The organism is Pseudomonas palmensis (genome assembly GCF_049942755.1).
Lineage (GTDB): Bacteria > Pseudomonadota > Gammaproteobacteria > Pseudomonadales > Pseudomonadaceae > Aquipseudomonas > Aquipseudomonas palmensis.
Genome location: NZ_CP187958.1, coordinates 1,684,231 through 1,697,034 on the forward strand (window position 1 = coordinate 1,684,231; position 12,804 = coordinate 1,697,034).

Annotated in this window: 10 protein-coding genes and 2 tRNA genes; 4 read left to right on the forward strand and 8 right to left on the reverse strand. The window is 63.6% G+C overall.

Annotation, left to right across the window (positions count from 1 at the left end):
* Positions 1 to 22 precede the first annotated feature (22 nt).
* The 7 genes from dnaB to rnr form a co-directional block, all read right to left on the reverse strand.
* The gene (gene dnaB, locus ACPRTJ_RS07670) at positions 23 to 1,420 is read right to left on the reverse strand and encodes a replicative DNA helicase (protein WP_043863521.1); all 1,398 of its coding nucleotides are present in this window, start codon (positions 1,418 to 1,420) and stop codon (positions 23 to 25) included.
* Positions 1,421 to 1,530: 110 nt separating this feature from the next.
* The gene (gene rplI, locus ACPRTJ_RS07675; protein WP_043863522.1) at positions 1,531 to 1,977 is read right to left on the reverse strand and encodes a 50S ribosomal protein L9; all 447 of its coding nucleotides are present in this window, start codon (positions 1,975 to 1,977) and stop codon (positions 1,531 to 1,533) included.
* A gap of 21 nt (positions 1,978 to 1,998) precedes the next feature.
* Complete coding sequence (locus ACPRTJ_RS07680) at positions 1,999 to 2,889, reverse strand: hypothetical protein (RefSeq protein WP_043863523.1); 891 nt, start codon at positions 2,887 to 2,889, stop codon at positions 1,999 to 2,001.
* A 36-nt stretch (positions 2,890 to 2,925) separates the two neighbouring features.
* On the reverse strand, positions 2,926 to 3,156 hold the full coding sequence (gene rpsR / locus ACPRTJ_RS07685; RefSeq protein WP_003171373.1) for a 30S ribosomal protein S18: 231 nt from the start codon (positions 3,154 to 3,156) through the stop codon (positions 2,926 to 2,928).
* A gap of 28 nt (positions 3,157 to 3,184) precedes the next feature.
* On the reverse strand, positions 3,185 to 3,610 hold the full coding sequence (gene rpsF, locus ACPRTJ_RS07690; protein ID WP_043863524.1) for a 30S ribosomal protein S6: 426 nt from the start codon (positions 3,608 to 3,610) through the stop codon (positions 3,185 to 3,187).
* 264 nt (positions 3,611 to 3,874) lie between these two features.
* Positions 3,875 to 4,627: a 23S rRNA (guanosine(2251)-2'-O)-methyltransferase RlmB gene (rlmB, locus tag ACPRTJ_RS07695; RefSeq protein WP_043863525.1), complete on the reverse strand. Its 753-nt coding sequence runs from the start codon at positions 4,625 to 4,627 to the stop codon at positions 3,875 to 3,877.
* Positions 4,624 to 7,263 (reverse strand): ribonuclease R, encoded by a 2,640-nt coding sequence (gene rnr / locus ACPRTJ_RS07700; RefSeq protein ID WP_058541588.1) that lies wholly within the window; start codon positions 7,261 to 7,263, stop codon positions 4,624 to 4,626. Before rnr ends, rlmB begins: the two co-directional genes overlap by 4 nt.
* A 264-nt stretch (positions 7,264 to 7,527) precedes the next feature.
* On the opposite strand from rnr, the gene ACPRTJ_RS07705 reads away from it, so the two are divergent.
* The 4 genes from ACPRTJ_RS07705 (at position 7,528) to ACPRTJ_RS07720 (ending at position 10,585) form a co-directional block, all read left to right on the forward strand.
* Positions 7,528 to 7,614: transfer RNA gene (locus ACPRTJ_RS07705), tRNA-Leu, on the forward strand.
* Between the two features lie 83 nt (positions 7,615 to 7,697).
* Positions 7,698 to 7,784: transfer RNA gene (locus ACPRTJ_RS07710), tRNA-Leu, on the forward strand.
* Positions 7,785 to 8,006: 222 nt separating this feature from the next.
* Positions 8,007 to 9,020, forward strand: a complete 1,014-nt coding sequence (locus ACPRTJ_RS07715; RefSeq protein ID WP_043863527.1) for an extracellular solute-binding protein — start codon at positions 8,007 to 8,009, stop codon at positions 9,018 to 9,020.
* Positions 9,020 to 10,585 carry an ABC transporter permease gene (locus ACPRTJ_RS07720; RefSeq protein ID WP_426428522.1) on the forward strand — a complete coding sequence of 522 codons (1,566 nt, stop codon included), beginning with the start codon at positions 9,020 to 9,022 and terminating at the stop codon, positions 10,583 to 10,585. Before ACPRTJ_RS07715 ends, ACPRTJ_RS07720 begins: the two co-directional genes overlap by 1 nt.
* Before the next feature lie 87 nt (positions 10,586 to 10,672).
* Here ACPRTJ_RS07720 and ACPRTJ_RS07725 read toward each other — a convergent pair whose 3' ends face one another.
* Entirely contained in the window at positions 10,673 to 12,607 is a 1,935-nt protein-coding gene (locus ACPRTJ_RS07725; protein ID WP_043863529.1) for a methyl-accepting chemotaxis protein, read from the reverse strand.
* Positions 12,608 to 12,804: the final 197 nt, after the last annotated feature.

Below are 12,804 nucleotides of genomic sequence, written 5' to 3' on the forward strand. Positions count from 1 at the left end.
GTCGGAATTGGCCATCGGCACCTTATTCGTCGTCGTCGAAGTTGTAGCTGCCCGGTGCCAGGTTCTCGAAGCGCGTGTACTTGCCGATGAACGCCAGGCGCACGAAGCCGATGGGGCCGTTACGCTGCTTGCCGATGATGATCTCGGCGATGCCCTTGTGCTCGGTCTCGGGGTGGTACACCTCGTCGCGGTACACGAACATGATCACGTCGGCGTCCTGCTCGATCGCACCCGATTCACGCAAGTCGGAGTTCACCGGGCGCTTGTTGGGGCGCTGCTCGAGGGAGCGGTTGAGCTGCGACAGGGCGATGACCGGGCAGTTGAATTCCTTGGCCAGGGCCTTGAGCGAGCGCGAGATCTCGGAAATCTCGTTGGTACGGTTGTCACCGCTGGAGCCCGGGATCTGCATCAGTTGCAGGTAGTCGATCATGATCATGGCGATCTCGCCATGCTCACGCACCAGGCGCCGGGTACGTGCGCGCATTTCCGACGGGCTGATGCCGGCGGTGTCGTCGATGAACAGCTTGCGGTCATTGAGCAGGTTGACCGCCGAAGTCAGGCGCGGCCAGTCGTCGTCGTCCAGCTGGCCGGAACGCACCTTGGTCTGGTCGATGCGCCCCAGCGAGGAGAGCATACGCATGATCAGCGATTCGCCTGGCATCTCCAGGGAGTACACCAGCACCGCCTTGTCGCTGCGCAACACGGCGTTCTCCACCAGGTTCATGGCGAAGGTGGTCTTACCCATCGACGGACGGCCGGCCACGATGATCAGGTCGGCCGGTTGCAGGCCGCTGGTCTTCTCGTCCAGGTCGGTGTAGCCGGTGGAAATACCGGTGATGGCGCTGTCGGAGTTGAACAGCGTGTCGATGCGGTCGATGGCCTTGGTCAGCAGTTCGTTGACCCCTACCGGGCCACCGGTCTTGGGCCGTGCTTCGGCGATCTGGAAGATCTGCCGTTCGGCCTCGTCGAGGATCTCGGCGGCGTTGCGGCCCTGGGGGTTGAACGCGCTGTCGGCGATCTCGCTGCTGATACTGATCAGCTGGCGCAGTGTGGCGCGCTCGCGAATGATCTGCGCATAGGCCTTGATGTTGGCCACCGACGGGGTGTTCTTGGCCAGCTCGCCCAGGTAACCCAGGCCACCGACCTGGGAGCTCAGGCCTTCCTTGTCGAGCTGCTCGTGCAGCGTCACCACGTCGAACGGGGTGTTGAGGTCGGCGAGCTTGTAGATGGCGCGGAAGATCAGGCGATGGTCATGCCGGTAGAAGTCGCCGTCGGAGACTTGATCGAGCACGCGCTCCCAGGCGTTGTTGTCCAGCATCAGGCCACCGAGTACGGCCTGTTCGGCCTCGATGGAATGCGGCGGCACCTTCAGGGCAGCGGTTTGCAGATCATATTGCTCGGGGGCGGTTATCTCGTTCATGGCCACTTGGGAATCAGGGTGTTGAAAAAGACAAAGGGCACGACCTGCAATGCAGGATCGTGCCCGATGTTAACCGGCTGGCACCCAGGGTGCCAGTCGATTGGTCCAGCTTAGGCTGCGACGACAACCACGCGAACGGTGGCTTCTACGTCGCTGTGCAGGTGCACGGCTACGTCGAATTCGCCAACGTTGCGGATGGTGCCGTTCGGCAGACGCACTTCAGACTTGGCCACTTCAACGCCGGAGGCGGTCAGGGCGTCAGCGATGTCGTGGGTGCCGATCGAACCGAACAGCTTGCCTTCGTCACCGGCGGTGGCAGTGATGGTCACTTCCAGCTCGGCCAGTTGGGCAGCGCGGGTTTCAGCCGAAGCTTTCTTGTCAGCAGCCAGTTTTTCCAGCTCGGCGCGACGCTCTTCGAACGCAGCCAGGTTGGCAGCGGTCGCAGCGGTAGCCTTGCCGAATGGCAGCAGGAAGTTACGACCGTAACCGGCCTTAACATTTACCTTGTCGCCCAGGTTGCCCAGGTTGGCGACTTTTTCCAGCAGGATCAGTTCCATTAGGTATAAACCTCTTAACTTTTAACCTTCACCGTTCGCGTCACCGGCATCTTTCGATGCAGAACGACCGCGAAAATCAATCAGGCTGTCGACAATGGCCAGAACCACGAGCAACGGATAAATCAGCTGCATGAACAGCACCAGCGTCACGTACATCCCCACCAGCCAGAACCTGGCCAGGCGCTTCTGCGCGACCAGCCCGTGAATCAGGGCCAGCCCGGCGAACACCAGCGGTACGCTGCACAACGGTGTCAACATCGCCAGTTCGCTGCCGAAATTCGGCGCTATCAGCATGCACACCAGCAGCAACAGCGCCGGTACCAGCGGGAGCCGTATGGCGCGAAACTCGCTGCCAAAGCCTCCCGGGTTGTACAACGCGGCTTGCCAGTAGCGACCCAACATCAGGGCCAGCAGACTGACTGCCTGCAGCAATGCCGCAATCAGGCCGGTAAGCACCGGTGCGATCACGCTCCCCAGGCGGGCCCGCTCTTCTACCGTCAACTGCTGGTAGAGACCGTCGAGCATCTGCGGCAGGGCTTTTTCAAGCACCTGCGCCAGCGCTTCGATCGGTTCGCGGAACACCGAACCCAGGATGACGCCATACACCAGGCCCCAGGCGATGCTGAACAACAGCACCCGGCTCCAGGACTGTCCGGCGCGTAGCAACGCAGCCAGACCGAAGGTTCCCAGCAACACCATCAAGGTGCGCGGTTCACCGAAGAACCACCAGACCAGCGCGGGCAGCAATGCCCAGGCGAGGATCCCGGAGGCGTCCTTGAAACCGCGCCGCAGGAACACCAGGCTCCCGGCGGCGGCACTCAACCAGAACAACAGCGGCAATGCCGCACAACCGACCACTACCAGAGTGGCCTGCACGCGACCGCGCATGATGAAATCAGCTAACGCTCGCATGCACTTTATCCCTTGCTACCTGTCGACGACCCGGTCTCAGCGGCCGTGGCTGTCGGTGTAGGCCAGCAGGGCCAGGAAGCGGGCGCGCTTGATAGCGGTAGCCAGCTGACGCTGATAACGAGCTTTGGTACCGGTGATACGGCTTGGAACGATCTTGCCGGTTTCGGATACATAAGCTTTCAGGGTGTTGAGATCTTTGTAATCGATCTCTTTCACTTCTTCAGCAGTGAAGCGGCAGAATTTACGACGACGGAAGAAACGTGCCATGTAATAGGCTCCTCAAAAGGTCCGTGGATTACTCGTCAGCGTTATCGCTGTTGTCGCTGTTGTCGCTGTCATCGCCTTCGGCGTTGTCAGCGTGCTCAGGACGGTCGCGACGCTCACGGCGCTCACTGCGGTTTTCTTCAGCCTTGAGCATCTCGGACTGGCCGGTAACGGCTTCGTCGCGACGGATGACCAGGTTACGGATCACGGCATCGTTGTAGCGGAAGTTGTCTTCCAGCTCGGCCAGGGCCTTGCCGGTGCACTCAACGTTCAGCATCACGTAGTGAGCCTTGTGAACATTGTTGATTGCATAGGCCAGTTGACGACGGCCCCAGTCTTCCAGACGGTGGATCTTGCCGCCGTCTTCTTCGATCAGCTTGGTGTAACGCTCAACCATGCCGCCGACTTGCTCGCTCTGGTCAGGGTGGACCAGAAAGATGATTTCGTAATGACGCATGAATGCTCCTTACGGGTTGTAGTCTGCCACCAGGGTGGTCAGACAAGGAGTGAATGACACTGTTTGTCTTGCCTTGTGCCGTGGGCGCATGCGCGCCTGCCAGCGGGGCAAGGGGCGCAATTGTAGAGAAGCGCCGGGGCGCACGCAAGGCAATTGGTGATTATTTGAACAGCTTTAAAAGCATCGCGGGCCAAGCCCGCCCCCACACAGGCCACCGAAAGCCCTGTGGGAGCGGGCTTGACCCGCGAAAGTAGCAACGCCTTATCAGGCCTTGCGCTTGGCCTGACGCTGACGCACCGCCTCGAACAGACACACGCCCGTGGCCACAGACACGTTCAGGCTGCTGACGCTGCCGGCCATCGGCAGCTTCACCAGAAAATCGCAGTGCTCGCGGGTCAGGCGGCGCATGCCCTTGCCCTCGGCGCCCATGATCAGGATGGTCGGGCCGGTCAGGTCCTGCTGATACAGCTCCTGTTCGGCCTCCCCCGCCGTTCCCACCACCCACAGGCCGCGCTGCTGGAGCTTCTCCAGGGTACGCGCCAGGTTGGTCACGGCCACCAGCGGGATCACCTCGGCAGCGCCACACGCCACCTTGCGTACCGCCGGGGTCAGGGTCGCCGACTTGTCCTTGGGCACCACCACTGCCAGCGCACCGGCCGCATCGGCGGTGCGCAGGCAGGCGCCCAGGTTGTGCGGGTCGGTCACACCGTCCAGCACCAGAATCAGCGGCGCGCCTTCGGTACGGTCCAGCAGCTCTTCGAGCATCGCCTCGCCCCACACCTGGCTCGGGCTGACCTCGGCGACCACGCCCTGGTGCACGCCCTCGACCCAGGCGTCCATCTCGCGGCGTTCAGCCTGGCCGACCGTCACTCGGTTCTGTGCGGCCAGCTCCAGCAGGGCCTGCACGCGCGGCTCGCTGCGGCTGTCGGCCAGCCAGATCTGCTTGACCCGCTTGGGGTGGTGGCGCAACAAGGCCTCCACCGCATGCACACCGTAGATCTTTTCCAGCTGACTCATGACTTGCCCTTGGGTTTACGTGAAGCGGAACCGGCTTTTGGCGGCCCCTTGCGGTGCTTGCTCGGTTTCTCCGAAGACGTCTTCGAGCCCTTGGCCGCAGGCTTGCCCACGGCGTTCTTGGCATCGGACAGCAACGCCTTCTTCATTTCCCGGCTCTTGCGCACTTCGGCGTTCTTGGCTGCGGCGTCGGCCGGGAAATAGGCTTCGGAGGTTTCGTTCTTGCGGCTGCGGCGCGGCGGCTCGGCCGGCGCCGCTTCGACCTTGGCGGCCTTGGCCGGCGCGCTGTAGGGCTTGGCGGCACCATTGGACTTGGCCGGGGCAGCGCCCGTCTTGCCCTTGGCGGCAGGCTCGGCACCACGCTGCTTGCGACCGATCGGCGCATTCAGGGTGTTTTCGGCCATCTCGAAATCGATCTTGCGCTGTTCGAGGTCCACGCGCATCACGCGCACTTCGACCGTGTCGCCCAGGCGGAAGCTGCGACCGGTGCGCTCGCCCGCCAGGCGGTGGTGTACCGGGTCGAAGTGGTAGTAGTCACCCGGCAAGGCACTGACGTGCACCATGCCTTCGACGTAGATGTCGGTCAGTTCGATGAACAGGCCGAAACCGGTCACCGCGGTGATCACACCCGGGAAGCTTTCGCCCACGCGATCCTTCATGTACTCGCACTTGAGCCAGTTGGTCACGTCGCGGGTGGCTTCGTCGGCGCGTCGCTCGCTCATCGAGCACTGCTCGCCCAGCTGCTCCAGGGCCGCCTCGTCGTACGGGTAGATGCGCGCCTTGGGAATGCTCATCGCGCCGGCCCGCTTGACGTGCGGGGTTTCCTGGCGCGAACGGATCACGCTGCGGATGGCACGGTGGGTCAGCAGGTCGGGGTAACGCCGGATCGGCGAGGTGAAGTGGGTGTACGCCTCGTAGTTCAGGCCGAAGTGGCCGTTGTTGTCGGCGCTGTACACCGCCTGGCTCAGCGAGCGCAGCATCACGGTCTGGATCAGGTGGAAGTCAGGGCGACCGGCGATCTGCGACAGCAGCGCCTGGTAGTCCTTGGGCGACGGACCATCCTTGCCCTTGTGCAGCGAAAGCCCCAGCTCGCCGAGGAAGGCGCGCAGTTTTTCCAGGCGCTCCGGCGGCGGACCGTCGTGCACGCGGTACAACGCAGGGATCTCGTGCTTCTTGAGGAACTCGGCCGTCGCCACGTTGGCCGCGAGCATGCATTCTTCGATCAACTTGTGCGCATCGTTGCGCACGGTCGGGCGAATTTCCGCGATCTTGCGCTCGGCACCGAAGATGATGCGGGTTTCCTGGGTTTCGAAGTCGATCGCGCCACGGGTGTGACGGGCCGCCAGCAACACCTTGTACAGCGCATACAGCTGCTTGAGGTCCGGCACCACGTGGCTGTACTGCTCGCGCAGCGCCTTGCCTTCACGGGTACGGGCATGTTCGAGCATGCTGCTGACCTTGTTGTAGGTCAGGCGCGCGTGGGAGTGGATGACCGCTTCGTAGAACTGGTAATCGACCATCTGGCCGGACTTGTTGATGGTCATTTCACAGACCATCGCCAGCCGGTCGACGTTCGGGTTCAGCGAGCACAGGCCGTTGGAAAGCTCCTCGGGCAGCATCGGGATCACCCGCTCGGGGAAGTACACCGAGTTGCCGCGCACCTGGGCTTCGTTGTCCAGGGCAGAGCCCAGGCGCACGTAGCTGGACACGTCGGCAATCGCCACGAACAGGCGCCAGCCACCGGAGAACAGGCGCAGCTTGCCCAGGCTTTCGCAGTACACGGCATCGTCGAAGTCACGTGCGTCTTCGCCGTCGATGGTGACGAACGGCAGGTGACGCAGGTCGATGCGGTGTTCCTTGTCCTTCTCTTCGACTTCAGGCTTGAGCTTGCGCGCTTCCTTGATGACCGCCTCGGGCCATACATGGGGAATGTCGTAGCTGCGCAGCGCCACGTCGATTTCCATGCCCGGCGCCATGTAGTTGCCGATCACTTCGACGATATCGCCCTGCGGCTGGAAGCGCTGGGTCGGCCAGTGGGTGATCTTCACCTCGACGAACTGGCCGACCTTGGCGCCTGCATTGCGGCCCGGGGTCACCAGCACTTCCTGCTGGACCTTGGGGTTGTCGGGGGTCACGAAGCCCACCCCGCCTTCCTCGAAGTAGCGCCCCACGATGCTTTCGTGGGCACGGGAGATCACTTCGACCACCACGCCTTCACGCCGGCCGCGCCGGTCAAGCCCGGACACGCGCGCCAGCGCTCGGTCGCCATCGAACACCAGGCGCATCTGCGCCGGGCTCAGGAACAGGTCGTCGCTGCCATCGTCGGGGACGAGAAAACCGAAACCGTCGCGGTGGCCCGAGATGCGACCCAGGATCAGGTCCAGCTTGTCTACCGGGGCATAGGTGCCGCGCCGGGTGTAGATCAGCTGGCCGTCGCGCTCCATGGCGCGCAGGCGGCGACGCAAGGCCTCGATCTGGTCCTCGGTCTGCAGGCCGAACTCTTCCACCAGTTGCTCGCGGGCGGCGGGAGAGCCGCGCTCGTCAAGGCGCTGGAGGATCAGCTCACGGCTAGGAATGGGGTTTTCGTATTTTTCCGCTTCACGAGCGGCCTCGGGATCGAGGGTCTGCCAATCGGCCATTAGTAGGGGTTCACCTTGTCTATATAGGGTTAGTTTGGCATAGCCGTATTGAAACCGGAAATCCGAGGCTTTGACAGCCCCGTCAGGGCCCTTGAGTGATGCCAAAACAGCCCAAGGAACAACGACTTGAAATTTTTGAGATTTTTTCTGAACGGGGCTTTACAGCCTTCGAGGGCATCCGTATAGTGCGCACCACAACGACGGACAGCGTCGTTATAGTTGAGAAGCGGCGCGATGTGAAGCATCATGAAGCCTCGACGATATGCCCAGATGGTGAAATTGGTAGACACGCCAGCTTCAGGTGCTGGTGACCTTACGGTCGTGGAAGTTCGAGTCTTCTTCTGGGCACCAATTTTCAAGTTTCAGATTAGCTTGCCTGTCTGGAATTTACGCAACACACGCTACACCGTTTCATGTTTCAATGCTTCAACTTTGCCCAGATGGTGAAATTGGTAGACACGCCAGCTTCAGGTGCTGGTGACCTTACGGTCGTGGAAGTTCGAGTCTTCTTCTGGGCACCATATTCTAGAGAAACCCGCGAAAGCGGGTTTTTTTATGCCTGCGATTCGAGCTCACCCCACTGCCGCCCATTCGGACGCTGCGTTGCCACCCCGCCCCGCCCAAAAAATCAAGTGAGTTAACCGATAGTCAGCTCATGAATTTTTCCTCACGGGCGTACTTGAGAAACTATATCGTTTATCATTGTTTCAAGATTTGTAGCCCGCAAGCGAGGAACCACCCGCATGACGATCCGCATCAACCCGATTTTGCGCGGCCTGGCCGTTTCCGTGTTCAGCCTGGTGCTCGCAGCACCCGCCGCCATGGCCGCCGACCCTGTGACGCTGACCCTGTACAACGGCCAGCACAAGGAAATCGGCGAAGCCATCGCCAAGGCCTACGAGGCCAAGACCGGCATTCACATCAATATCCGCAAGGGCAGCAGCAACCAGCTGGCCAGCCAGATCGAGGAAGAAGGCGCACGCTCCCCGGCCGACGTCATCTATACCGAAGAATCGCCGCCGCTGAACAACCTGGGCGAGAAAGGCCTGCTGGCCAAGATCGACGATTCGACCCTGCAAGTGCTGCCCAAGGAATACGTGGCCAGCAACGGCACCTGGATGGGCGTGACCGCTCGCACCCGCGTGGTGGCCTTCAACCCCAAGGTGATCGACGAAAAAGACCTGCCCCAATCGGTGATGGACTTCGCCGACCCCGAGTGGGACGGCAAGGTCGGCTTCGTGCCCACCAGCGGCGCGTTCCAGGAACAGGCCGTGGCCATCCTCAAGCTGCACGGGCGTGAAGCGGCCGAAGAATGGCTGACCGGCCTCAAGGCCTTCGGCAAGACCTACACCAACAACATGGTTGCCCTCAAGGCCGTGGAAAACGGCGAAGTGGCTGCCGTACTGGTGAACAACTACTACTGGTACGCCCTCAAGAAAGAGCGCGGCCAACTGGACTCCAAGCTCTACTACCTGGCCGACGGCGACGTCGGTGGCCTGGTGACCATCTCCAGCGCCGCGGCGGTCAAGGCCAGCAAGCACCCCAAGGAAGCCCAGGCCCTGCTCGCCTGGATGGCCAGCGAAGAAGGCCAGCGCGTGATCACCCAGACCACCGCCGAGTATCCGCTGCACAAGGGCATGGTCTCGGACCAGGGCCTGAAGCCGTTCGAAGACCTGCGCCCGCCGAAGATCACCCCGGCCGACCTGGGCAATGCCGAGGAAGCCCTGGAACTTGAGCGCGAGGTCGGCCTGCTCTGATGGAAGCCGTGCTGCCTGCGCCGTCTGTGGCGCGTTATGTTCCGCGCCGCAAGCGCCCCTCGATCTGGGTGGTGCTACCGGTGCTGCTGCTGGTGGGCCTGAGCCTGCTGCCGTTGCTGTACGTGGGCCTCAAGGCCTGGCAGGCCGGCTGGCGCGAGGCGTTGTACCTGCTGTGGCGGCCCTTCGTCTGGGGCCTGATGAAGAACACCCTGCTGCTGATGGCCGGGGTGACCGTGGCCTGCGCCGTGGTCGGCCTGGCCCTGGCCTGGCTGCTGGAGCGCAGCGACCTGCGCGGGCGGCGTTTGTGGGGCGTGATCCTGTGCCTGCCGTTTGCCGTGCCGGCGTTCGTCAGCGGCTTCACTTGGGTCTCGCTGAGCCCGCGCTTCGAGGGGCTGGGCGGGGCGATCCTGGTGATGGCGCTGTCCAAGTATCCACTGGTGTTCCTGCCGGTGGCCGCGACCCTGCGCAACCTCGACACCTCGCTTGAAGAATCGGCCCGCACCCTGGGCTACAACCGCTGGGGTGTGTTCCGCCGGGTCACCCTGCCGCTGCTGTGGCCGTCGATCCTGGGCGGCAGCCTGCTGATTGCCTTGCACATGCTGGTGGAATTCGGCGCGCTGTCGATCCTGGGCCTGCAGACCTTCACCACCGCGATCTACCAGCAGTTCGAGCTGGAGTTCAGCAACGCCAATGCGGCGATGCTCTCGGCGGTGCTGCTGTTCATGTGCCTGTTGCTGCTGTGGTTCGAGCTGCGGGTACGCGGCAAGGCGCGGCACGTGCGCATCGGCCAGGGCGTGGCACGCCGCGCCAAGCCGATCCGCCTGGGTGGCTGGAGCGTACTGGGGCAGTTGAGCTGCCTGCTGCTGGCAGTGCTGGGCAGCGGCATCCCGCTGGGCATGCTGGGCTACTGGCTGAGCGTGGGATCGTCGGCGGCCTTCCCGGTGGCCGACATCAGCCGGGCGCTGTTCTCGTCGCTGTCGCTGGCACTGGGTGGCGCGGGGGTGAGCCTGCTGCTGGCGTTACCGGTGAGCTTTCTGGTGGTGCGCTACAAGGGCCGCCTGGCGATCTGGGCCGAGCGCCTGCCCTACTTGCTGCACGCGCTGCCGGGGCTTGTGATTGCGCTGACCCTGGTGTATTTCGCCCTGCACTATGTGCCGGCGCTGTACCAGACCACCGGCCTGCTGTTGCTGGCCTATGCGCTGCTGTTCTTGCCGCTGGCGCAGGCGCCGATGCGTACCGCGCTGACCAAGGCCGCACCACAGCTGGAAGAGGCGGCGCGCACCCTGGGCGCGACGCCGTTCAAGGCGTTCTGCAAGGTGACCCTGCCGATCATCTTCCCGGCCCTGGCGGCAGCGTTTGCGCTGGTGTTCCTGGATGCGATGAAGGAGCTGACCGCCACCCTGCTGCTCAGCCCCACCGGCATGACCACGCTGGCGACCGAAGTGTGGGCGCATACCGCCAACGTCGAATTCGCGGCGGCGGCGCCCTATGCGGCGCTGTTGATTGTGGTGTCGGGGTTGCCGGTGTACCTGCTGACGACGCGGATGTACCTGAACCGCGCCTGAAAGGTATCGCGGGTCAAGCCCGCTCCCATAAGGATCGATGAGGCCCTTGTGGGAGCGGGCTTGACCCGCGATACAAACGACACTATCTCAGGCCCTGAACTGCCCCAGGCTGGCCTTCAACTGCGCCGCCAGGTCATCCAGCACCTTGCTGCTGGCCGTGGTCTGCATCACCACCTGCGCTGCACGCTCGGCCTGGGCATGAATCGTCTCGACCCGCCCACGCACCGCCTGCGCCCCCTGCGCCTGCTGCTCGGCCGCCCGGGTGGCCAGGCCGATCGCCGCATGCACCTGCTCCACCGACACCTGCACCGACTGCTGCAGGCGCGCGTTGTCCTTGAGCACGGTCAAGCCTTCGCTGGCCTGACGCCCGGCCTGGCTGATGGCTGCCACCGCCTCCCGCGCGCCCTGCTGCAAGGCACCGATGTGCGCCTGGATATCGCCGGTCGAGCTCTGGGTCTTGCTCGCCAGCGCCCGCACTTCGTCGGCCACCACGGCAAACCCGCGCCCGGTCTCGCCAGCCCGCGCCGCCTCGATGGCGGCATTGAGCGCCAGCAGGTTGGTCTGCTCGGCAATCCCGTGGATCACCTCCAGCACCACCTCGATCTGCTGGCTCTGCTCGGCCAGCCGCTCGATCACCTTGGAGCCCGCCCCCACCTGCCCGGCCAACGCTTCGATCAGCTTGGCCACCTGGGCCGAGGTACGGCTGTTCTCGTCGGTGGCCTGGCGAATGTCCACCACCTGCTGCAACGCTGCCTGCATGGCCTGGCTTTCGGCCTGGGCTTCATCGGCCATGCTCGACAGGGCACGCAGGCTCTCGGCCACCTCATCGCGCTGCGAAGCGGCCGCCGCATCGGCGCCCGCGTTGTTCTGCGCCATGGTGCCGATCTCGACCCCGGTGCGCTGCGCCACCTCGCCCGCTTCGCGCACGATGGGCTGCAGCTTGTCGACGAACTGGTTGACCGCTGCAGCCATGTCGCCGATCTCGTCTCGGCTGTCGATCGGCACGCGCTTGGTCAGGTCGCCGTCGCCGGCCGCCAGGTCGTTGAGCGCGGCAATCAGCAGGCGCAGCTTGCTCAGCACGCGCCGGCCGAGTACCACGGCCACCACCAGCAATACGCCGAAGCCCACCGCCACCAGCCCCAGGCCGATGTTCCAGCGCAGGGTCGCCGCTGCTTGCTGCACGGTCTGCGAGGTGTTGGCCTGCATCGCCGCAGCACTGGCCTGGGCCGCCTGCAGGCGGGCGCTCAGGGCCTTGTTGCTGTCGGCCGCAGCGCCCACCAGGCTGTCGCCGACCAACTGGTCGCCGCTGGCGATCAGCGCCGAGAAGCGCGCGTCCAGCGCCTTGAGCTCGTTGTCGACCGACGCCGTGGAGACGCCCATCACCACCTTGCCGATCTCGGTGCCGTTGGGGTTGATCGAGGCTTCGATCATGTACACCGCCGGGTCGTTGCGCGCCGCATCCAGCACCTTGTCGAGCGCCCGTTCGCCCTGGCCCTTTTCCATCAGGGCCTGGTTGATCGGGTTCTGCCGGTTCAGGTAGCGGGTCAGGTGCTGGCCCTGGGCATCGTCGTAGACCACGAAGAGCACGTTGGCATTGCGCTGGGCGCGCCGGGAAAACTCCGACAGTGCCGGTATGTCGTCATCCCAGATGGCCCGTGGCGCAACCGATGCCAGCAGTTCGGCCATGTGATTGGCCGACTCCTTGAGGCTTTTTTCGAGGGTGACGCGCAGTTGCGCCTGCTCCTCCTGAAGGCGTGCGGATAGCCCGGCGGACAAACGCTGGCGGGTACTGGCCGAAAGGCTGTCCAGGCCCGAGCTGAGCTCACGCCCGGCTTGTTCCAGTTCACCCGACAGTTTCTGGCTGTCTGCACCCAGGCGATTACCCAGATCGGCCTCCAGCGCAGTCACCGTGCTCCGCGTCAGCGCGACCGCAACCAGCACCTGCACCAAAAGAGCGATACCCAACGCAACAAAGACAGGCCGCAACAGGCGGCTTCGTAACAATGAGAGAACGGCCGACACACAAGAACCCTCCGTATCGCGGGGCCATTATAGTGATGGCACCTTATAGGACGATTCTTACAGCAAAGGCCGTGCCGGGCAGCAGGCATACCGGTCAAATTCATAGCCAGGGCTGACCTTTATGACCCTTTCACCAACTGGCCAAAAAAAACGCCGCTGACCCGGAGGGACAGCGGCGTTCTTTACTGCCTACAGCG

Coding starts and splice junctions, on each gene's coding strand:
- rpsR (WP_003171373.1), bottom strand. CDS start 3,156: ATGGCACGTTTCTTCCGTCGTCGTAAATTCTGCCGCTTCACTGCTGAA.
- ACPRTJ_RS07720 (WP_426428522.1), top strand. CDS start 9,020: ATGGAAGCCGTGCTGCCTGCGCCGTCTGTGGCGCGTTATGTTCCGCGC.
- rpsF (WP_043863524.1), bottom strand. CDS start 3,610: ATGCGTCATTACGAAATCATCTTTCTGGTCCACCCTGACCAGAGCGAG.
- rlmB (WP_043863525.1), bottom strand. CDS start 4,627: ATGAGTCAGCTGGAAAAGATCTACGGTGTGCATGCGGTGGAGGCCTTG.
- rplI (WP_043863522.1), bottom strand. CDS start 1,977: ATGGAACTGATCCTGCTGGAAAAAGTCGCCAACCTGGGCAACCTGGGC.
- ACPRTJ_RS07680 (WP_043863523.1), bottom strand. CDS start 2,889: ATGCGAGCGTTAGCTGATTTCATCATGCGCGGTCGCGTGCAGGCCACT.
- rnr (WP_058541588.1), bottom strand. CDS start 7,263: ATGGCCGATTGGCAGACCCTCGATCCCGAGGCCGCTCGTGAAGCGGAA.
- ACPRTJ_RS07715 (WP_043863527.1), top strand. CDS start 8,007: ATGACGATCCGCATCAACCCGATTTTGCGCGGCCTGGCCGTTTCCGTG.
- dnaB (WP_043863521.1), bottom strand. CDS start 1,420: ATGAACGAGATAACCGCCCCCGAGCAATATGATCTGCAAACCGCTGCC.